General features: G+C 63.2%; 19 protein-coding genes and 3 pseudogenes. 12 read left to right on the top strand and 10 right to left on the bottom strand.

Annotation, left to right across the window (positions count from 1 at the left end):
- Positions 1-99 precede the first annotated feature (99 nt).
- The 8 genes from ACR0R4_RS12710 (at position 100) to phnN (ending at position 7,197) form a co-directional block, all read left to right on the top strand.
- The gene (locus tag ACR0R4_RS12710; RefSeq protein ID WP_433645266.1) at positions 100-1,356 is read left to right on the top strand and encodes an integrase catalytic domain-containing protein; all 1,257 of its coding nucleotides are present in this window, start codon (positions 100-102) and stop codon (positions 1,354-1,356) included.
- A gap of 84 nt (positions 1,357-1,440) precedes the next feature.
- Positions 1,441-1,770, top strand: a complete 330-nt coding sequence (locus ACR0R4_RS12705) for a carbon-phosphorus lyase complex subunit PhnI (RefSeq protein ID WP_430407116.1) — start codon at positions 1,441-1,443, stop codon at positions 1,768-1,770.
- Positions 1,767-2,630: an alpha-D-ribose 1-methylphosphonate 5-phosphate C-P-lyase PhnJ gene (locus tag ACR0R4_RS12700; protein WP_329864237.1), complete on the top strand. Its 864-nt coding sequence runs from the start codon at positions 1,767-1,769 to the stop codon at positions 2,628-2,630. Before ACR0R4_RS12705 ends, ACR0R4_RS12700 begins: the two co-directional genes overlap by 4 nt.
- Positions 2,627-3,406, top strand: coding sequence for a phosphonate C-P lyase system protein PhnK (gene phnK, locus ACR0R4_RS12695; protein WP_329864236.1), 780 nt, complete (start codon positions 2,627-2,629; stop codon positions 3,404-3,406). Before ACR0R4_RS12700 ends, phnK begins: the two co-directional genes overlap by 4 nt.
- 2 nt (positions 3,407-3,408) lie before the next feature.
- A complete protein-coding gene (gene phnL, locus ACR0R4_RS12690) occupies positions 3,409-4,125 on the top strand; it encodes a phosphonate C-P lyase system protein PhnL (RefSeq protein WP_329864235.1) in 717 nt (238 codons plus the stop codon).
- Positions 4,122-4,835, top strand: coding sequence for a DUF1045 domain-containing protein (locus ACR0R4_RS12685; RefSeq protein WP_329864234.1), 714 nt, complete (start codon positions 4,122-4,124; stop codon positions 4,833-4,835). Before phnL ends, ACR0R4_RS12685 begins: the two co-directional genes overlap by 4 nt.
- Entirely contained in the window at positions 4,832-5,986 is a 1,155-nt protein-coding gene (locus tag ACR0R4_RS12680) for an alpha-D-ribose 1-methylphosphonate 5-triphosphate diphosphatase (RefSeq protein WP_421009279.1), read from the top strand. Before ACR0R4_RS12685 ends, ACR0R4_RS12680 begins: the two co-directional genes overlap by 4 nt.
- Positions 5,983-7,197: a phosphonate metabolism protein/1,5-bisphosphokinase (PRPP-forming) PhnN gene (phnN, locus tag ACR0R4_RS12675; RefSeq protein ID WP_329864283.1), complete on the top strand. Its 1,215-nt coding sequence runs from the start codon at positions 5,983-5,985 to the stop codon at positions 7,195-7,197. The genes ACR0R4_RS12680 and phnN overlap by 4 nt, the downstream gene beginning before the upstream one ends.
- 309 nt (positions 7,198-7,506) lie before the next feature.
- Here the strand turns inward: phnN and ACR0R4_RS12670 are convergent, their stop codons facing one another.
- Positions 7,507-8,088, bottom strand: coding sequence for a recombinase family protein (locus ACR0R4_RS12670; RefSeq protein WP_330194025.1), 582 nt, complete (start codon positions 8,086-8,088; stop codon positions 7,507-7,509).
- A gap of 394 nt (positions 8,089-8,482) precedes the next feature.
- Here ACR0R4_RS12670 and trpS point away from each other — a divergent pair, with 394 nt between their 5' ends.
- Positions 8,483-9,517: a tryptophan--tRNA ligase gene (trpS, locus tag ACR0R4_RS12665; RefSeq protein WP_330194026.1), complete on the top strand. Its 1,035-nt coding sequence runs from the start codon at positions 8,483-8,485 to the stop codon at positions 9,515-9,517.
- A 639-nt stretch (positions 9,518-10,156) separates the two neighbouring features.
- Here trpS and ACR0R4_RS12660 read toward each other — a convergent pair.
- From ACR0R4_RS12660 to ACR0R4_RS12625, 8 genes and pseudogenes are all read right to left on the bottom strand, one after another.
- Positions 10,157-10,816 carry an HAD family hydrolase gene (locus ACR0R4_RS12660; RefSeq protein ID WP_329864036.1) on the bottom strand — a complete coding sequence of 220 codons (660 nt, stop codon included), beginning with the start codon at positions 10,814-10,816 and terminating at the stop codon, positions 10,157-10,159.
- Positions 10,806-11,879, bottom strand: a complete 1,074-nt coding sequence (locus ACR0R4_RS12655) for an ABC transporter ATP-binding protein (RefSeq protein ID WP_069388519.1) — start codon at positions 11,877-11,879, stop codon at positions 10,806-10,808. Before ACR0R4_RS12655 ends, ACR0R4_RS12660 begins: the two co-directional genes overlap by 11 nt.
- A 19-nt stretch (positions 11,880-11,898) precedes the next feature.
- On the bottom strand, positions 11,899-13,197 hold the full coding sequence (locus ACR0R4_RS12650; RefSeq protein ID WP_217987208.1) for an ABC transporter substrate-binding protein: 1,299 nt from the start codon (positions 13,195-13,197) through the stop codon (positions 11,899-11,901).
- 66 nt (positions 13,198-13,263) lie between these two features.
- Positions 13,264-14,106: a carbohydrate ABC transporter permease gene (locus ACR0R4_RS12645; protein ID WP_069388521.1), complete on the bottom strand. Its 843-nt coding sequence runs from the start codon at positions 14,104-14,106 to the stop codon at positions 13,264-13,266.
- Positions 14,103-14,972: a carbohydrate ABC transporter permease gene (locus ACR0R4_RS12640; RefSeq protein ID WP_227022450.1), complete on the bottom strand. Its 870-nt coding sequence runs from the start codon at positions 14,970-14,972 to the stop codon at positions 14,103-14,105. Before ACR0R4_RS12640 ends, ACR0R4_RS12645 begins: the two co-directional genes overlap by 4 nt.
- Positions 14,969-17,098, bottom strand: coding sequence for an outer membrane protein assembly factor BamB family protein (locus tag ACR0R4_RS12635; protein WP_069388522.1), 2,130 nt, complete (start codon positions 17,096-17,098; stop codon positions 14,969-14,971). The genes ACR0R4_RS12640 and ACR0R4_RS12635 overlap by 4 nt, the downstream gene beginning before the upstream one ends.
- A gap of 35 nt (positions 17,099-17,133) precedes the next feature.
- A complete protein-coding gene (locus ACR0R4_RS12630; RefSeq protein ID WP_433647776.1) occupies positions 17,134-17,697 on the bottom strand; it encodes a MurR/RpiR family transcriptional regulator in 564 nt (187 codons plus the stop codon).
- Positions 17,698-17,754: 57 nt separating this feature from the next.
- Positions 17,755-18,009 (bottom strand): annotated as a pseudogene (locus ACR0R4_RS12625) (MurR/RpiR family transcriptional regulator); the annotation flags it as partial.
- A 358-nt stretch (positions 18,010-18,367) separates the two neighbouring features.
- Here ACR0R4_RS12625 and ACR0R4_RS12620 point away from each other — a divergent pair.
- The 3 genes and pseudogenes from ACR0R4_RS12620 to ACR0R4_RS12610 form a co-directional block, all read left to right on the top strand.
- On the top strand, positions 18,368-18,964 hold the full coding sequence (locus tag ACR0R4_RS12620; RefSeq protein ID WP_329747760.1) for a recombinase family protein: 597 nt from the start codon (positions 18,368-18,370) through the stop codon (positions 18,962-18,964).
- 7 nt (positions 18,965-18,971) lie between these two features.
- Positions 18,972-20,357 (top strand): TnsB C-terminal domain-containing protein, encoded by a 1,386-nt coding sequence (locus ACR0R4_RS12615; RefSeq protein ID WP_329747759.1) that lies wholly within the window; start codon positions 18,972-18,974, stop codon positions 20,355-20,357.
- A pseudogene (locus tag ACR0R4_RS12610) lies at positions 20,357-20,599 on the top strand (AAA family ATPase); the annotation flags it as partial. The gene ACR0R4_RS12615 and the pseudogene ACR0R4_RS12610, both read left to right, overlap by 1 nt.
- An 89-nt stretch (positions 20,600-20,688) precedes the next feature.
- Here ACR0R4_RS12610 and ACR0R4_RS12605 read toward each other — a convergent pair.
- Positions 20,689-20,774 (bottom strand): annotated as a pseudogene (locus ACR0R4_RS12605) (IS6 family transposase); the annotation flags it as partial.

The raw sequence follows: 20,774 nt of genomic DNA, 5'->3' as shown, positions 1-20,774 counted from the left end.
CGACGTGCCTCACCTAATATGCCCGCGAAACACTTCCGGTGCATCACGTAAAAATGCCCGCGAAACGGAATCATCAGTTTCATGGGAAGTGGGCTATCAATGCGTGCCAGACACGAGATCACACGAAAGTTCGCGAAGCAGTATGCCGCAGCGGCCAAGAAGGAGAAGAGCCGTCTCCTTGACGAGGTATGCGCGATCACGGGCTGGTCCAGAGACAACGCGCGCAGACAGTTACAAGCTGCGCTGAAACCGCGTCGGGTAGGGGCCCGGCAACGTAAGCCGCGCCCGCTGAAGTACTCACATGACGCGTTGAAAGTGCTGCAGAAAGTGTGGGCGTTCGCGGGCGGGATCAGCGGGAAATACTTGGCCGCGTCAATGGAACTCCAACTCATGCTGCTGGAAGCGCACGGCGAACTGGTCCCAGGCCGGGGCAGGTACAGTCACCACGTCGCGGACGAGTTGCTGGCAATGTCACCGGCCACGATCGACCGCTACCTCGCCCCAGCCCGCGCGAGGGACCCACTCCGCGGGATCGCCACCACCACGCCAGGCCCGCTGCTGCGGAACTCGATCACGATCAGGAAAGCCGGTGACGAGATCGAGGCCGTACCCGGGTTCTTCGAGGGCGACACCGTCGCACACTGCGGGCCCGTCTTGAAGGGTGAGTTCTGTCGCAGTGTTGATCTCACCGACATGCACACCGGTTGGACGTACACGCGCTCGATCCGGAACAACGCACACCTGCACATTCGTGACGCCCTCGACCGATTCATCAGCGAAGTGCCGTTCGAGGTGACCGGGGTGGATTTTGATAACGGGTCCGAGTTCATCAACTACGACGTCATCGGTTGGGCTGCAGAACTTGACATCTACTTCACGAGGTCCCGGCCGTACAAGAAGAATGATCAGGCCACGATCGAGTCGAAAAACAATCAGATCGTGCGCCGGTACGCGTTCTACTGGAGGTACGACACCGCGCCTCTGCTGAAGCTATTGAACGAGTTATGGCCGCTGGTGAACGATCGCCATAATTTCCTCACCCCCACGAAGAAACCCATCGGTTGGGCGACCGATCAAAGGGGGCGCCGTAAACGTGTCTACGATGAGCTCGCGACACCATTCGACCGGCTCCAGCGTTCCGGTGTGCTCAGCGCCGAGAAGACCGCCGAGTTGACCGGGTACCGTGACAGCTTGAACCCGGCCCACATCGCTCGCGAGATCGACCGAATCCAGCAGCGCCTCACCTACCTCGCGGCCGAGAAGACTCGCACGCTCGAAGCGATCGAACTCGCGAAAGCACCAAACGCGGCAGCCGGGGTCAAGCCGGCCCGCGCGAGCAGGAAACAGGCAAGCTAAGCTCGAGAATTACGCGGGCATTCTTATGTGAGTCACCGGTGGTGTTTCGCGGGCATATTTATATGAGGTTCCTCGCAGAGCCAGATGATCAACCAGTTCACCGGCAACGCCGACACCCCCGCGCAGTTCACCCGCGGATACGGACTCGTGTTCGGGCGCGGAGAGCGCAAGGCCATGGCCATGTCCCTCGTCGACCGCTCACTGCGCGCGGACGAGTTCACGGAACGGGTCGTCGCCCCCGCTCAGGACGAAGAGTTCGTGCTGAGTCACGCCGACAACGTGCAGGCCGCGGGTTTCGTCGAGCACCTCAAGCTGCCGCACTACGTCGACTTCCAAGCGGAGCTGCACCTCATCACGCAACTGCGTCGTGAACACGGCGCCGACACCGAGACCGGTCAGGAGACCCCCGCATGAGCGCGGACGACATCGAGTACAACGTCGGCTACCTGGACGAGCAGACGAAACGGATGATCCGACGGGTGCTACTGAAAGCTGTGGCGATCCCCGGATTCCAGGTCCCGTTCGCGTCCCGTGAAGTTCCTCTCCCACGCGGGTGGGGCACTGGCGGCGTCCAACTAACCGCGGCGATCATCGGCTCTGACGATGTGTTGAAGGTCATTGACCAGGGGGCGGACGACACCACGAACGCCGTCTCCATCCGCGCCTTCTTCAACACGGTGACGGGCGTAGCTACTACTACACGAACCGACGAGGCGACCGTCATCCAGACCCGCCATCGGATCCCGGAGACGCCCCTCGTCGAAGGGCAGATCATGATCTACCAGGTACCCATTCCTGAGCCGCTCCGCTTCCTCGAAGCGCGTGAGACGGAGACTCGCCGAATGCACGCGCTGAACGAGTACGGCCTGATGTACGTGAAGCTCTACGAGGACATCGCGAAGTACGGCCATATCGCGAAGACGTATGACTACCCGGTCATGGTGAACGGTCGCTACCTCATGGCGCCGTCGCCGACACCGAGCTTCGACAACCCGAAGCTCCACCAGAGCGCGGCGCTCCACCTGTATGGGGCCGGCCGGGAGAAGCGGATCTACGCCATCCCGCCTTTCACCGACGTGGAGAGCCTCGGCTTCGAAGACTTCCCGTTCGAACCACAGCGATTCGAGCAGCCGTGCGCGATCTGCGGATCGACCGGTGTTTACCTGGACCAGATCATCACCGACGACGCCGGCGGGGCAATGTTTGCCTGCTCCGACAGCGACCACTGCGAGCGCGTCAGCGCACTCACTCACGAGCACGAGGTATCCGCATGAGCCTGCAGGGCCCCCTCCTCGAGGTCCGAGACCTCGGCCATCGCTACGGCGACCGCTTCGGCTGCCGCGGCGTCGACTTCGACCTGTGGCCCGGTGAGGTCCTCGCCATCGTCGGTGAATCGGGAAGCGGGAAGTCGACGCTCCTCAACACGCTGTCGCAGCGGCTCGAAGCCAGCGAAGGCAGCATCCGCTACCGCCGCGCAGACCGGGACGTAACCGACCTCGGCCAGCTCTCCGAGAGCGGGGTGCGTCGACTGTGGCGCAGCGAGTGGGGATTCGTGCACCAGAACGCCGCCGACGGACTGCGGATGCACGTCAGCGCCGGCGGCAACGTCGGCGAGCCGTTGATGGCGAACGGGTGGCGGAACTACCGTCAGATTCGTGGCGAGGCCTCGAACTGGCTGGAACGGGTCGAGATCCCCCGCGACCGGATCGACGATCCGCCCGCCGCGTTCTCCGGTGGCATGAGGCAGCGGCTCCAGATCGCCCGCAACCTTGTCGTCTCGCCGAGGCTGGTCTTCATGGACGAGCCCACCAGCGGACTGGATGTCTCCGTGCAGGCCCGCCTGCTCGACCTCATCCGCTCGCTGGTGAGTGAACTCGGACTCTCCATCATCATCGTGACGCACGACCTCGCCGTGGCGCGACTGATCTCACACCGCACCGTGGTGATGAAGGACGGGCGCGTAATCGAGTCGGGACTCACCGACCGGGTGCTGGACGATCCGCAGGCTCCCTACACGCAACTGCTCGTTTCCTCGATCCTGCAAGGATGACCATGAACACCGCCCCTCCCGTTCTCTCCGTCTCCGATCTAGATAAGACCTTCACCATGCACCTGCAAGGAGGCCAGGAGCTCGCGGTCCTGCGCGGGCTGAGCTTCGACGTCCACGCGGGCGACTGCGTTGTTCTCGGCGGCGCCTCCGGAGCGGGGAAGAGCTCCATCCTGAAGATGGTCTACGGCAACTACGCCGTGAACGCCGGGGCCATTCGGCTCCGTGCGGCGTCGACCGACCTCGACATCGCGACGGCCGATCCTCGCGAGGTCCTCGCCGCACGGCGTGACGCGATGGGATACGTCAGCCAGTTCCTCCGATGTGTTCCCCGAGTTCCCGCGCTCGAGGTGGTTGCCGAGCCTCTCATCGAACGCGGAACCGGCGCCGAGGAGGCGCTCGAGCGTGCAGGCGACCTGCTTGGGCGCCTCGGCATCCCGACCCGTCTGTGGACCTTGCCGCCGGCCACATTCTCCGGCGGAGAGCAGCAGCGCGTGAACATCGCCCGCGGCTTCATCGCCGACCTGCCGATGCTGCTGCTGGACGAGCCGACAGCCTCGCTCGACGCACGCAACCGTCGTGTGGTCGTCGAGCTCATCGCCGAGAAGCTCGGGGTGGGAACCGCCATCCTCGGAATCTTCCACGACGCCGAAGTCCGCGACGCGGTCGCAGACCACGTCGTCCCCGTCGAGAACTTCATCCCCGCAGCGGCAGCAGCATGACCGAACGCTACGCGGTGTACGCGATACCCGGGCTCGGTGACGCCGCGCCACGAGATATCGCGCTGAGATCACACGCCGAAGGATGGCTTGGCCGCAGCATCGACGATTCTCCGATCTCGGAATTCCATTCGCCTCACTTGGCCCGGGAGGCGGCCGACTCGATCACTACGGAGCCGCGGCGCTACGGGTTCCACGCGACGCTGAAAGCCCCGTTCCGACTCGCGCCAGGAAGGGCTGTCGAGGCTCTCAACGACGCAGTTGCCGAGCTGGCGGTTACCGCCCGACCGGTGACTATCCCGGCGCTGACCGTCGACCGGATCGGGCGGTTCCTGGCCCTCGTACCCGGAACGCCCTCGCCCGCACTCAACGCACTCGCTTCGCGTGTCGTTCGTGAGGTCGACCACGTGCGCGCCTCGACGACGCCTGAGGAGATCGCGCGGCGGCGACCCGAGACCCTGACGCTGCGTCAGCGCTCGCTGCTTGTCGACTTCGGCTACCCCTATGTTCTCGACGAATTCCGGTTTCACTTCACCCTCACCGACGGCATTGCCCTTGATGCTCATGACCTGCCGCGGGCGGTGCTCGAGACCTGGTTCGCGGACTGGCTCGGCGCTGATGTCCAACTCGACGCCCTCGCTGTAGTGCATGAACCCAAACCGGGCGCACCATTCCTTCTTCACTCCATCCACCCCCTGGAAGGCCTCCGATGACCACCGATCTCGTCTTCACCAACGCGCGCATCGTGCTTGAGCGAGAGGTTCTTCACGGATCGCTCCTCGTCCGCGACGGACGCATCGCCGACATCAGCGCAGGCCCATCCGAGCGAGGTATCGACCTCGAAGGCGACATCCTCATGCCTGGTGGTGTCGAACTGCACACCGACCACGTCGAACATCACCTCCGGCCCCGTCCGGGGGTCCACTGGGAAGCACTCCCCGCCCTGCTCGCCCACGACGCCCAGATGACCGCAGCCGGCACCACCACCGTCCTGGATGCGATCCGACTCGGTTCCGAGCCCTCCAACCGTGAATCTCTCGCCCGCACCGCCCGAGAGCTCGCGAACGCAATCACCACGGCCAGCAGCGCAGGACTGCTCCGGGCCGACCATGCGATCCACCTGCGCTGCGAGGTCTCAGCGGAAGACTGCTCGGATCGCGTCGAGGAGTTCGCATCGCACAAGGACGTTCGGGTCATCTCGCTGATGGATCACACCCCGGGGCAGCGGCAGTTCGAGGACGTGGCAGAGTTCCGCAAGTATTACCTCGGCAAGGGGATCGTCGGCGAGGGGGAGATTGACGCCTACATCGCCGGCATGATCGAGCAGGCCGCGCTGCACTCCTACCGGAATCGCAAAAACGCTGCTGGGATCGCTGCGGTGCGCGGAATCACACTCGCCGCCCACGACGACTCGACACGCGAGCAGGTGGAAGAGTCGGCGGCGTTCGGTGTGAAGATCGCGGAGTTCCCGACGACCGTCGCGGCAGCCGAAGCGTCCCTGGAACACGGCATGCTCACGGTCATGGGCGCCCCCAACATCGTTCGCGGCGGGAGCCAGTCCGGCAATGTCGCGGCAGCGGAACTGCTGAAACGCGGGCTGCTGCACATCCTCTCGTCCGACTACGTTCCGTTCAGTCCGCTGCAGGCAGTGTTCAAGCTCGTAGCGGCCGGCTCGATCACGCTCTCCCAGGGCGCGATGCTCTTCAGTGGAAACGCTGCAGCAGCCATCGGCCTCGACGACCGAGGGCGCATCGAGGCCGGCACCCGCGCCGACGTCATCCGCGTTCGAGACCACCGCTTCGACGGTGGAGCGTCCGTGCCGGTCGTGCGCAGTGTCTATCGCGAAGGTGTACGCGTCGCATGACCGGGGCCGACATGATCGCTGGCACGTTCGTCGCCATCATCGGTGCGAGCGGTTCAGGCAAAGACTCGCTGATCGCCCGAGCTCGTGCGCGCGCACGCGCAGACCTCGTCTATCCCCGCCGTTGCATCACCCGCCCACCGGGCGCTGGTGAGGACCACCTTCCGCTGTCTGACACGGACTTCGATGTGCTCTCGGCGCGAGGGCAGTTCGCGGTCGAGTGGGCAGCGCACGGACTGCGCTACGGGCTCACCACGGAGATCGACGAGCACCTGAGCGCCGGACGCTCAGTGGTGGTGAACGTATCGCGCTCCGTCCTCGGGGCCTTGAAGAAAAGATACAGATCGCTCGTAGTCATCCGGATAACCGTGAGCGATGAGGTGAGAGCCTCTCGGCTTCGCGAGCGCGGGAGAGAAGCGGGAGATGACATCGAGCAACGCCTTCGACGCGCCGACCCTGCCCCGCACTGGGCGGAAGACGCCGTCATCGAGAACCACGGCACCATCACGGAGGGCGGAGATCTCCTTGCCCTCACGATTGAGTGTCTCGTGGAAGGGCCGGCGGCGGAGCACCTGGGTGGGGACCTTGCCGCCGGCCACGGAAACCCCCTGCCGCCACAAGGGATCGTGCACGGCGGAGCCGTCATCACCGACAGCGTGATCGGCAGGTACACCGAGGTCGGAGAGGGGTCGCGCGTATCAGCGAGCGAACTGGGTGACTACAGCTACTGCGACCGCTACGCCGATCTCGCGAACACGACTGTCGGTCGCTTCTCGAACATCGCGAGCTTCGTGAGGGTGGGTGCGGTCGACCACCCGCTCGACCGTGCGTCTTTGCACCATTTCCTCTACCGGAGCAGTAAGTATTGGGGCGACGCTGATGATGATGACGAAGTTTTCTCGGCCCGCGCCGCGCGTCGGACCGTGATCGGCAACGACACGTGGATCGGCCACGGAGCTCAGATCAAGCCTGGGGTCATCGTCGGCGACGGGGCAGTCGTCGCGGCAGGTGCTGTCGTGACCAAGGACGTGCCTCCCTACGCCATCGTTGCAGGCGTACCCGCGACCGTAATTCGCCGTCGACAGCCTGACGACATCGCGGAACGCCTCATCGCGCTGGCGTGGTGGGACTGGGATCACGACAAGATCCGGGAGAACTTGGGTGCCTTCCGTCATGCGAACGTCAGCCAGTTCCTCGCCGCCCACGGCGTCTGACTCCCGTCACGCGCAGACTCGTCTCAAGGAGCTTTCTCCCTATTGGTCGGGTCGAGTCCAACTCCGGTTCGAGCTAGAGGCCGAGGGTCTTGACGTGCTGAACGATTGAACGTGGAGACATCGCCACGTACTTGTACAGGCAGGCGATAACGATCGTTTTCGGCAGCCTCGTCGACGTCGACGACCAGATGTGTCATTGTCCGAAGTCGTCGGCACAGCTGGCCCTAGTAATCCGGGCATTGTGCTGGGGACTGTGGACAACGCCCGATCTGTACTGGTGTGCACAAACCGACACTTTGCGGTCGAGTGCTAATCGGTGAGTGCTCTTGACCGGCGGTAGAAGGTTGCGCGGGACATTCCGAGGTCGCGGGCGACCTGTGCTGTTGGCTGGCCGCTTTGTACGAGGTGGAGGGCGTTGCGGATCTGGCTGTCCGTGACTCGCTGTCGGCGTCCGCCGAGATCCTTGCCGGCGATGCGTCGTTTGCTGATCGAGTCAACGATGCGCTCGCGCTTGATTTGGTGTTCCATCTGCGCGAGTGCTGCCATGACGGTGAACAGCATCGACCCCATCGGCGTGGACGTGTCGACGTCGCCGCCTCCCAGGTTCAGCACGCGCAATCCTGCGCCTCGAGCGTGGAGCTCGTCTGCGAAGGCGAGCATGTTCTGTGTCGATCGGCCCAACCGATCCAGTGTGGTGATGACGAGGGTGTCGCCGGTTTCGATTGCTTCGATCGCGCGATCGAATTGGGGGCGAGATGCGCGGGCACCGGAGACTCCGTGATCGGTGTACAGATCATCTCGGCGGACGCCCGCAGCCAGAAGGTCCACTTCTTGGCGATCCGCCGACTGCTGGCGGGTGGACACTCGTGCGTAGCCGATCAGCTTTGCCATTTCAGGGTTCTCCAGGTGTCTCGCAACTATGGGTGTGTACTCGTATCTTGTCAATCACTTGTGAGACATAGTTGTGAGAATCGCCGAGCCTGGGAAACTCGCGAACCATGTCAGTGTCCGAAGTCCTCAACACTCAGGCAGATGAGACGTCTCGTATCCCTAGGGTTATGAGACATCGGCCGTGGCGCACATCGGGCGCGCGGCATCTTCGCCATGGGGTAACCGCGTTCTTAGCGGCGACAAGCGGGTCACGCTATGCTCTTTCCATGCGTTTCGCCGTTTCGTCCTGGTGGTGGCTGCACAAGCAGCCGTAACGCACACGCGCGGGCTGCACGGCAGCCCGCGAAATTCGCGGTACTAACGTCCGTGTAGCTCCCTGAGTATCGGAGCAGACATGGACTCATTCACCGCCACCGCCGAACGCATGCCGGAGTTGCGCGCCTCAATCTCGGCGCACCCCGAGCATTATCGGGTCCTTACGGGCGAACGACCCACTGGACAGCTTCATCTCGGTCACTACTTCGGGACAATCAGAGAACGAGTGCGGCTGCAGATCGCCGGAGTTGAGACTTTCGTCATCCTGGCTGACTATCAGGTCATCACCGATCGAGAGTCTGCGGGCAACGTTCGTGAGAATGTCTACGGAGCGGTCCTTGATTATTTAGCAGCGGGCCTGGATTCACAATCGACAACGATCTTCACTCACTCAGCGGTACCGGCGCTCAATCAGCTTCTGCTCCCGTTTCTGAGCCTGGTCACGGAGGCCGAGTTGCATCGCAACCCGACGGTCAAGGCTGAGCTTTCAGCCTCAGGCCGCGCGCTGAGTGGGCTACTTCTCACCTACCCGGTCCACCAGGCTGCGGACATCCTTTTCTGCAAGGGCAACCTCGTGCCAGTAGGGAAAGACAACCTTCCGCATGTCGAGGTCACGCGAACGATCGCGCGCCGATTCAACGAACGATATGGCGAGGTCTTCCCAGAGCCAGTCGCGCTCATCACCGATGTGCCCGAGCTGCCGGGACTCGACGGCCGCAAGATGTCCAAAAGCTACGGCAATGCGATCGCACTAGGTATGACGGCGGACGAAACAGCAACAGTAATCAAACGTGCCCGCACCGATTCTGAACGCACCATTGCCTACGATCCCGAGAACCGGCCCGAGGTTGCTGGCCTTCTCTCAACAGCGGCGATCGTGCTCAGCCGAACTCCGGAGGACATCGCCGCCGAGATCGGAAGTGCTGGTGCGGGCGCGTTGAAGGAGTTCACGATCGAGGCGGTGAACGAGTTCTTGCGGGAACACCGAGCACGCCGCGCTGCCCTCACGTACGCCGACGCTGCAACGGCGCTCCGCGAGGGCAACGCCCGTGCCCAATCGATCGCACAGAGCACTCTCGACGAGGTACGAGCGGTGATGGGGATGCTGTACTGAACCGGCCGCGCCTCGAATCTGCTCGCCGTCCTCGGTGAGTCCCCGACCGGGCGCATGTGTCTCGTAACCTCCCTGTCGCATAACCCATGGGTTTCGCGAACCGGTTAGATGGTCGGTTCCACTGCCCCTACGCGCATGGGGTGTGTTACCGCCGCCGCATGGAGACGACACCTGAGGCGTCTAGGCAAGCGCGGTTGGTGTCAAAGGGGTCCGCGCTGGCCGTTGCGGCACTCTTGGCACCACTCCCAGTCTTCATATTTCTGGTGAAGTGGAGCGTTTAGTGCTGGGGCATACCGGACGGATGGATCATCCTGGTTAGCTTCATCTGCCTTCCGCTGTACATCAGCTATGTAGCTTTCGTCGCGCTGAGGATGCGCAAGTGGTCCGACGATAGCGACGTAGATCGCGTCTGGTGGATGGACGGTATGCCCTGTTCGAGCGCCTCCGCCACCCCGCTCCAGACGAACCGGGGTACGTGAAGCTACCGTCAGCTGGCGGGCGGGCAAGACGAGAGGACGCTCCCCGGGGACTAGTCGAGTCAGTGCGGCCGGTGAGATATCTCTAGATTCATGGGTTTCGCGAGCTTGTTTCCAGTGCAACGCGCAGGGGTACTGGCACTGCTTTCGATCCAGAGACGCCTCAGAGTCGCAAGCCCGCCGCGATCACGTCATCGATCCCGCGATGACGGAACGACTCCCATACCTGGATGCCATCCTGTGCCTCGACGGGTTGGGAGCCCCGTACGGCGATCACGCGGAGACCCGCGCCTCGCGCGCTCTGCACCCCAACGGTGGAGTCTTCTATTGCCACGGATTGCGAGCCAGAGACGCGTAAGTTGCGGAGAGCTGTCCGGTAGGCCTCTGGGTCGGGTTTTGGACGGGTGACCATATCTGCCGTCGTTACGTCGGCGAAGTATGGGTGAGGTAGCTGTTCGAGGACGGTGGCTGCGGTGCGCGAGGGGGACATCGTGACGAGTCCTTGGCAAACGCCCGCACGCTGCAGGGTCTCCAGCAGGTCGAGCGCCCCCGGGCGCCACAAGACTCCGTCGCGACGATTGAGATCCTCCATTCGTTCCGCCAGCAGTTTCACGACCACACGGCGTTCACTACGAGCTCCACGCTCACGGAGGAGATCCGCAAGACCAGGAATGGAGATGCCCGAGATCTCTGCCGGTTCAGGATCCCAGGGATGCGCTCCAAGCTCGCGCGAGAGCTGGGCGCACGCGTGCGCCCAGCTCGCCTCGCTGTCGATGAGCGTGCCATCGAGATCCCACAGGACGGCGCCGCCCCTACTCGGCATGAGCACCGTCGCGTGGCAATCGGGCACCCGTCTCGGCGTCGAACAGCAGAATGTCCGATGCGTTGAAGCCAATCGATACGGACTCGCCGCGATGAACCGAGACGCCGCGATCCGTGCGAACCGCGGCGGGGACGCCATCCACCGTGATTTCAAGGACCTGCGTCTCCCCCTCGAAGATCACTGTATGGACGAGGCCGGTCGCTCGGTAATCTGCGGCCTCTCGGAGGCGAAGACGCTCCGGCCGCACTCCGACCAGGACGCTGCGGGAGGCGGGCGGTGAGGCGATCACACCGAAGACGGTGCGATACCCCCCGTCCCTGCGCTCTCCGTCGAAGAGGTTCATGGGTGGCGACCCGATGAAACCAGCGACGAATGACGTCGCGGGATCGTGGTAGATCTCTTCCGGAGTACCTATCTGCTCGATTCGACCCGCGCGGATGACAGCAATGCGATCGGCCAGCGCCATCGCGTCGCTCTGATCATGGGTGACGTGGATGGACGTCGCACCGGTCGCGCGCATCAGATCGGCGATTTCCTGGCGCAGCGCGACGTGGAGCTGGGCGTCAAGTCCCGAGAGCGGCTCGTCGAGCAGAACGACGCGCGCGTTGCGCGCGAGCGCCCGCGCGAGTGCAACACGCTGACGCTGTCCGCCGGACATCTGTCGCGGCTTCCGGGACAGCAGCTCTCCAATACCCATGCGCCGCGCCAGGTCGATTGCCCGCGCCCGTGCCTCTTCGCGGGTGAGGCGCAGGCCGTGTCGCAGGCCGAGCGTGATGTTCTCAAGCGCACTGAGATGGGGATAAAGCGCGAAGTGTTGGAAGACGATCGCGACGTCTCTTCTGTGGGGAGGCAAGTCTTGCTGCGGTGTGCCCCCGATGACGACTTCTCCGGTGTCCAGCGAATCGAGCCCCGCAACGATCCTCAAGAGGGTCGACTTCCCCGAGCCGGAAGGGCCGAGGACGACAAGCGATTCGCCCGCGGCGACGTCCAGATGGATATCGCCGATGGCGGTGACGTCGCCGAAACGCTTAGACAGATGCCGGAGGGATACTTCAGCAGACATGACGGAGCTTCTTCCCTGGCTAGTTCGACAGTGCGTCGATGCGGCTGACGGTTTCGGGAACGATCTCTTTGGAAGGCTGAGCCTGGTCGATCATCCCCTGCACCATGTCCTGCAAGTATTGATTCGTGCGCGCGAGGCTCTCTCCGGGCCAACCGCCTCCGGCAACAGGAACTCCCTCATAGCGCCATGCGTATCCGAGCGGTCCCTGTGCTTCCGCCAGCTCCAGCAGCTCGGTCTTCGCGGCGACATCCACAGGGATATAGCTGTTTGCTTTCGAGCTCTCCACGATGACCGTGGGGTCCAACATCGCGCCGATGAGCTCTCCGGCGTATGCCGAGCGGCACTCATCGTCGGACAGGGTCATCCACCCGTTACCCCCAGCGGGGAGCACAGCACTTCCGCCATCGGGGATCGGCATGTCGGAAATGGTCCACTCGAAGGAGTCGCCGACGGCGGCGTCCACGGTGGCCCCCACGGCGGGTGTGCCGAAGAAGTAGGCAGCTTCTCCACGGGAGAAGACTGAGATCGAGTCCTGCCAGCTCACAGGGTCTTGAAGCTTCTCTGCACCGATGGTTTCGTAGATCTTCAGCGCCTCGTAACCCTCCTCGTTGTCAAAGCCAGCGGTGCCATCCTCGTTTGCGTACTCGGCCCCGCCGCTGCCGACGAAAGCCTGCACGAACCACCAGGCAATGTTGTCGCGAGGAATCTGGATCGGCGTCGTCACATCTGTCTTCTCTTGGACCTGCCGAGCGCCGTCGAGCACCTCAGAATGCGTGGTCGGGAGCTCGGAGACGCCCGCAGATTCCGTGAGCGTCGTGTTCGTATAAAGCACAGGAACAGAGATCTGGAAGGGTGCGACGTAAGTTTTCCCGTTGAGCGTGCCGACATCCAGGTAGTCGTCGATGTAGGTGTCTCTTAGCGAGGACCGGTCGATTTCGCGAGGGCTGTATTTCTCGACCCAGAATCGGAGTTGATCGAGCCCTAGCATGATGACGTCCGGGCGGGATCCCGCAGCGATATCTGCGACGATTTGCTGAGTGAGCTCGTCATAGCTCGTTCCCTCGGGAGCGGCCTTGAGGTCAACTGTGAGGCCGGGGTACGTCTCCTCCATCGACTTCTTGCCGAGCTCAGCCGCGGCTTGGCCCTGGTTGGCGTACTGAGCGGTGATGGTGACGCCGTCCGGTGAGCATTCCCCGATGTCAGCCTGCGTCGCAGGCGCAGCTTCTTCCGCGGGAGCGGAACACCCGGAGAGCAGGAGCACGGAGCTGATGAGGCCGGCGCCCAATGCGCTCATTCGTGTGATGCGTGAGTGGGACATGATTTCGCCTTCGTAGATAGGAAGTGGGATTGAGGAGGTGAAACTGTGGAGTCGGGTTGACTGTCATCACCCGGGCAGTTCGCCACCGGCGATGCCCGTGACGAACTTGCGTTGAGCGACGATGAACAGCACCACGATGGGGAGGGTGACGAGCATGGCTGCGGCAGCGAGCTCGCCGTACGCGGTGCCGGTCTCCGCCTGCTGGAAGATCGAAAGAGCCAGCGGCGGTGTGTACAGCGAAGGGTCGCGGGCGACTAGTAGCGGCCACAAATAGTCGTTCCAGTGCGTGAAGACGGACAAAACTGCGAACGCGGCGATCGTCGGCATCGACGACGGGACGACGACGTGCACGAGCGTGCGGAGGGTGCCGAGGCCGTCCGCCTTCGCGGCCTCAAGGAGCGAGTCGGGAATCGTGATCATGTGCTGACGGAGCATAAAGATCCCGATCGCGCTGGTCATGAACGGGAGCACCAAGGCCGCAAAGGTATTCGCAAGTCCGATGGAGCCGATGCCCAGGTACAACGGCAGCGCTGTAGCCTGCGTCGGCACCAGAAGACACGCGAGGATGACAGCGAAGGCTGCGTCGCGACCTCGGAATCGGAGCTTTGCGAACGCATAGCCCGCGGGGATCACGGTGATGATCTGGATGATCAGGATGCTGCCCGTGACCAGCGCTCCGTTGAGCATTGCGTGGCCGAGATCCGCACTCTCCCACGCTCGTGCGTAGTTGCCCCAGTCCAAAGAACTCGGCAGGAGCTGGATACCGTCGAGTACTGCTTCGTCAGCCGGAGACAGCGACAAGCGAAGCATCCACAGCACTGGGAAAACCGAGATCGTGATGGCAACGAGAGCCAGCAGCCACCGAAGAGAATGGGACAGGGAGCGGCGGAGCGAGATTTTGGTGGTCATACGGTTTCCTTATCTCCAGTAAATGCCCGTCGCCGAATCACTCCGATGAGAACCAGGACGACAAGGAGCATTGATGCGAGCGCCGCCGCCTGGCCGAGGTCGAAGTAGACGAACCCAAGCCGCCAGGTCATCGTGAGCACCGTCTCGGTGGAACCGAGCGGGCCACCTTCCGTCATGACGTTGATGGTGTCGAACACCTGGACCGACTGCAGGACGGCCATAACCGTCGCGAACACGGTCATGGGGCGCAGCAGGGGAAGGGTGACCCGTCGGAACTTCGCCCACGAGCCCAGTCCGTCGGCGGCGGCGGCCTCGTGCAACGCCGTTGGAATACTTGTTAGGCCGGCGAGATAGAAGATCATCACGAAGGATGTCAGGCGCCAGATGCCCACCAGAGCCACAGTGAACAGCGCCGTCGAGGTATCGCCGAGGAAGTTGACGGGTCCGATGCCGACGACGGCGAAGACCTCGTTGACGAAGCCTCCTCTCGACGCGAAGATCCAGCGGAAGACGACGGCCATCGCGACCATATTGGTGGCGAAGGGGAGAAAGAGCAGAACTTGGAGCGCGGGTCGACCTCGAGTAAACGAGTGCGCAAGCATGGCGGTGCCGAGTCCGAGCACGAGGCTGGGAACAATGGTGAGGACTGAGTAGACGACCGTGTTCCACAGTGCCTGCTGTACCGCAGGGTCGGTGAGGATCGCCGTGTAGTTCGCGATACCGGCCCAGGTCCATACGGTGCGGTCGCCGAGATCGATGCGGAAGAGGCTGCCGACGAGCGCAAGCACGCCCGGCAAGAGCACGAACAATCCGATGAGTGCGAGCGCGGGTGCTACGAGCACCCAACCGATACTCCGGTGCTTCACGACTCCTCCCCCTGCACGATTGCGCTCGGGTAGGCGCAGAGTGTGCCGTCGGCGTGGAGCACGACGGTCGTATCCTCGAAGCGCTGCACGGAGACGAGGATTGGGATGCCGGTGGCGAACCGTGAGCGCAGGGCGCCATCACCGAGATCGAGGGTGATGATGTCACCGTCGAGGGCTGGGAGGATGACCTGCTTGTCCAAGATCGTCGGCGCCGCGAAGAGCGGATGAGGAGTGCGCCTGTACGTGAGTAGGCAGGCATTACTTCGAGCCGCGACCTCTGCGTGCCAGCGTGTCTCGCCGCTCGCCGCGTCTCTGAGATAGACGCTGCCTCCCGCGTCGGAGAACAGAACTCCTTCCAGCGTCCAGTACGGCGGCGTCGGGTTCCACGGAATCGAGCTCGCTTGGAACCAGCTCACCGCGTCGTTGTTCGTGGGACGTCGGAACACTCCAGTGATCCCGGTCGCAATCAGATCACCCGTAGCAGGTTCGATGAGCGGCGTGCGGATCGGGAGGGGGGACGAACCGCGCAACGATTCGAGGAGATCTGTGTTGCTCTCCGCAAGTCGGTCCCCGAACGTTTCGCCCGTCTCCGGATCCAGGAGGACAGGGACTCGCGGCTCAGGGAATCCGCTCCAGACGATGAGAGCCGACGCGTCGTCGGCTGCCCGTCGCTCCCAGAAGACGGGCGCGGCGAGGAGGGCGAAGATCTGGTACGGCGCTATGTCCCGTCGCTCCCAGATCGTGTGTCCGTCGTCGATGTCGAGCGCGCGCAAGGTGGAGTGATCGCCCACGAGGACGAGATTCTCGTGAATTGCTGGCGGAGTGAACCCGAAGAGCCTGAGTGGGTCGGGGGTGTGCTTCCGCCATAGCTGTCGCCCCGTGGAGATTTCGAACGCCGCTGTCGTTCCGGATACCGATGTGCACAGGACCGTGCCGCTCGCGCCGTGCACCACGGGGGCCGAACGCACGGGAGCATCAAGGTCGGCGTGCCAGAGCAGCCCGCCCGTCGCGGCGTCGACCGCGAAGAGACCCCCCGAAGCGTGGTCGTCATCGGCGAGGGGAAGAACGATGACGCCCTTGGCGATCGCGAAAGGGGCACGCTGGCCGGGCGTCCCGACGCTCCGGCGCCAGCGCGCCGCTTCGGCCGCGGCTGGGAGGAGTACCGCGGGGGTCTGGGCAGGATCCGGATCGGTAGGGAGCGTCTCGACGCCGATCGTTACGCCGTCCCACGTGATAAGGCGGTAGGTCGCCGGAGAAAGATCGACGCCACCGAAGAGCGCAGGTGGAGTGTTGACGTGCAGCGTGTCCGCAGTACGTACGACCCGCGACGTATGGCGATGCCCCGAGAATGTAGCGATGGGGGGCCTCGGGAGCCCAGAGAGAATCGAGGAGCCTGGCTGATCATGCGACAGTAGGATCCAGGGAATGTCCTCGTCGAGTGCTTCGAGGTCGGCCCTCAGCCAGGCATTCTGCTGTTCGTGATCCCGGCCGAGCTCGTGCGTGAACCAGTCGATGGCGACGACGTGCAGTGCGGGAAGATCGTACGAATACCACCGCGGGCCGAGAAATGCTTCGTAGTGGCGCGGTTCTCCGGAGTGGATTGCGTAGCCGTTGCGGCTGACGACATCGCTCGTCTGTTCCGTCATGTGATCGTGGTTGCCGGGAATTACATGCACGGGGATTGGTGTGTCGAAAATTGCTTCGCGGAACTCGCGGTATTGCTCGCGGAGGCCGTGGTCGGTCAGGTCACCGGTGATGATCGCGGAATGCAGGTCCGGTTGGTCTTCGACGATCTTGGTCAGCAATGTAGACAAACGTTCACCCGTGCCAAGTTCCGCGGGCTGCGGATAGTTGCCGCCATCACCGATGTGCGTGTCCGTGAGATGAGCGAAGCGAAGCGGAAGCGTTACTGGGGACGCCTGCAGGGTGAAGGTCACCTCGGATTCGCGACCGTCGAAGTACCATTGGTTGCATCGCCAACCCACCGGACGCACCACAAACACGAAACGCGCGTCCGTCTCCAGCTGGAACCTCCCGTCGGCCGCAGTATGCACGACGGTGTTCCCGTCGCTTACCCGGATGTCCGCCAGCGGGTTGCCGTCGGTGTCGGTGACCTGTCCGTTCACGATCTTCGCTCTCTGTCTATGGGGCTCGAGCCGGATCAGATCCGGTGGGAGTTGACGAGTTTCTCGGCCTCGTCACGCCGTTCCGTCGCGCCGCTGACTCGGATCGTGAGCACGCTGTAGATGGCATCGAGAAGTGAGAGATGCACGATTCTGCTGGTCATCGCCTCCACTCGATGCCGCGTCTCCGAGCTCCCCGCGACGATCAGCGCGTGTGCGATCTCTGTGAGCGGGGATGTGAGGAAGCTCGTGATGCCGATGACTTTCGCTCCTGAATTGGCAGCGGTGCGCGCCGCCTCGAGCGTCGTTTTCGTCGATCCCGTGTGGCTGATGACAAAGCAGACGTCGCGCTCATCAAGGCCCTGGACGGCGACGTGTTGGGCGATGAAGTCGGGGGTGAACGTCGCGTCGAGTCCGAGGGCCGTAAGTCGATAGGCTGCGTCTGAGGCAAGCGGAGCGGACGTGCCCACTGCTACGAACCGAATGCGTCGGGCCGATGCTAGGGCGTCGACGATGGTCGTCACGTCGCTGAGGTCGATGTGAGTGGCGGTTGCTTCCAGTGCGTCCGCGCTTTCACGCAGAGTCCCCCGCACAGTGCTCATGAGTGGATCCTCTGCATCGGTCGGGCCCGGGCTATCGGGCGGGGTTTCGCGCGAGAGTAGGAGCTTGAACTCTTGGAAGCCATGCAGACCGAACCTCTGGCAGAACCGCACAACTGACCCGACCGACGTTCCAGATATCTGGGCGAACTCCGTCACGGAGCTCGTCATGACGACACGCGGATCGGCGTGGATCGAGCGCGCAACTCGCTTCTCCGATTCGGAGAACGATGCACTTGCAAGGCGGATCTGCTCGAGCAGAGGTTGTCCGTCGCCGCGCCAAAGGCGTGAGGATGAAAGATCGGTTCTGGTCACGTCGCCCAAATTAGGAGGACCAGATGTCGCATCGGTGGCGTCCGACCAAACCGTGGATGAACACTCCACGCCAAAACTGTGATGGAAATTTCATCCAGTGCGACGCGTCAACCGCCGCTTTCCGGGTGCTTCTCGCCTCCCCAGCTTTCCTGCACCACACCCCCGAATGTCCGGGATCCAAGGCATGACGGACATCGACATGCGTTGACAATCAAAAGCTTTTCGAGACACGCGAAGCCTCCCTCGAGCCTCAGGAACTAACGGTGGAATTCCGGGTCACATTTGTCTTGGAAACATGTCTCACCGCGAAGTGTCTTTGCGTCGACGTTTCTAGCTATTTCCAAGGCAGAATGGAGCCGTGAGACATCTTGGATATACGCGGGTCAGCACCAGAAGCCAAGACGCAAAGTTGCAGGTTGAGGCTCTGGTCAAATCGGGCGTGCAGGAGCGGGACATTTTTGCCGACGTCACCTCGGGCAGTCGGACCGCGATCTCACGCCCCGGGATGAAGAAGCTCCTCGAGCACGCCCAGCCCGGCGACACCGTCGTCGTGTGGCGAGTCGATCGCCTCGGAAGATCCTTGATCGATGTGCTGAACACGGTGAAGCTGCTCCGAGGGCGTGACATACAGGTGAAGAGCATCTCGGATGGGATTGACCCGTCGACGACGTCGGGCCGGCTGATGCTGAACATGCTTGCCACCTTGGCCGAGTATGAACGCGAGCTGATCACCGAGCGTGTGAACGCAGGAATCACAGCCGCTCGAAATGGGGGCACCAAGTTTGGTCGGCCTTTGTCCGATCCTGTGGTTGTAGCGGACAAACTCAAGCTCGTCTCCGAGGCCCGGGCGAAGGGCCGCACCGCGGAGGATGCGGCAAAGCTCGTCGGGTGGAGCCGAGCCACTTTGTACCGGCATCAGCAAGCCTCTGCGGCCCGCGAGAGCACCACCGTGTAGGTGACTCGTGGATGCGGCCGAGCGGTGGCGTGTTCTTCGGCTGCATGTCGAAGACCAGATCCCGCTCGCCGTCCTCGCTCGGGAAACAGGGATCTCCGCTCGGACTCTGCAGCGTTGGAACCAGCTCTATCGAGCAGGCGGCGTCGCATCCCTCGACCCTCATGCGCGTATGGACAAAGGTGTCCGCCGAACCTCAGCAGAGACGGTCGCGTTCATCGAACAGCTGGCACTCACTCGGCCGCGCCCGAGTGTCGCCACGCTGCATCGTCTCGCCGTCACTGATGCGCAGGCGCGTGAGCTGCGGGCTCCGAGCTATGCGACCGTGCGGCAGATCGTCCAGGCCCTCGATCCGGCTCTTGTCACTTTGGCGCTGGAGGGGCCGGCCTCGTACCGAGACAAGCACGAGCTCGTCTTCCGGCGCCGTGCTGAACACCCGAACCAAACTTGGCAGTCCGACCACACTGAACTCGACATCCTCATCGTCGGCGCTGACGGTAAACCTGACCGGCCGTGGCTGACGACCGTGATGGACGACTACTCCCGTGCGATCTGCGGGTTCATGGTGTTCAGCGGTGCACCCTCAGCTATCAACACAGCCCTCGCCCTCCGGCAGGCGATCTGGCGGAAGACCGACCCCGCGTGGGCGATGTGCGGCATCCCCGACATCCTGCACGTCGACCACGGCTCCGACTTCATCAGCCACCACCTCGAACGAACCGCGATCGCCCTGCATGTCAGGATCATCCACTCAACCGTCGGCAGGCCTCAGGGGCGCGGCAAGATCGAGAGGTTCTTCGGCACGATCAACACGGAACTCCTGAGCGCACTACCTGGCTACCTTGGACCCGGCAGTCGGGCACCTACGCCTGTCCTCGACCTTGCCGGTCTCGATCGTGCTATCGGCCAGTTTATTGGCACCTACAACGACCGGCCCCATAGTGAGCTGGGGATCTCGCCGCGGGACGCTTGGGTTGCAGACGGATGGCTGCCACGGATGCCCGACAGCTTCCAAGAGCTCGACGGACTTCTCCTCACTGTTCCGAAGAACCGAGTCGTGCAACGCGACGGTATCCACTTCCAAGGCCAGCGCTACCTCGCCCCCACTCTTGCCCCGTTCGTCGGCCACACCATCACGATCCGGTACGACCCCCGCGACATCTCCGAGATCCGGGTCTATGACCGGGACACGTTCATCTGTACCGCTATCGATGAAGCCCACCCCAACCTGCGCCTCAGTCTTCGCGACATCGAAACGGCTCGCCGCGCCCGTCGCAAGCAGCTGCGGCGAGCCATCAACGACCGCATCCCGACCGTTGCCACCCGTGAGGAACCTCGCATCCCCGAACCCACAAAGCGGCGGCCGAAGCTGCGCACCTACGAAGAGGACGAGTGATGAACCAAGCATTTATCGTCACCAAAGAACACCGACGTTTCACCGAGTTCGCCAACGCCGTGCGGAAAGAGAAGACCATCGGGATCTGCCACGGCGCTGCAGGCGTGGGAAAGACCAACTCCGCTCGTCGGTACGCGAATTGGGACGCGCTCGAGGCGTACATCAACGAGTGGGGTCCGCGTGGGGAGCACGACGCGAAGCACTACGCCCTCGCGAACCGATTTCGAACGGTCTTCTACACGCCAGAAGTCCTCTGCCGACCAAAGGACCTCATGAGGGCTCTGTTGCAAAGATTGGCGGCAGTCAGAGGTAGGCTGTCGCTCTGCGCCGATCAGGCGGCTGCTGCGAAATGGTGGTTGAGCATGCCCATGGCCTCCGTCAGCGCCGAGGGCCCAATGCCAAAAGCTCTCTCCACAA

This window comes from Leucobacter fengyongliangi (assembly GCF_050971685.1).
GTDB lineage: Bacteria > Actinomycetota > Actinomycetes > Actinomycetales > Microbacteriaceae > Leucobacter.
The sequence above is the reverse complement of the archived record's forward strand: the minus strand, read 5'-3'. Positions and strand labels throughout refer to the sequence as shown.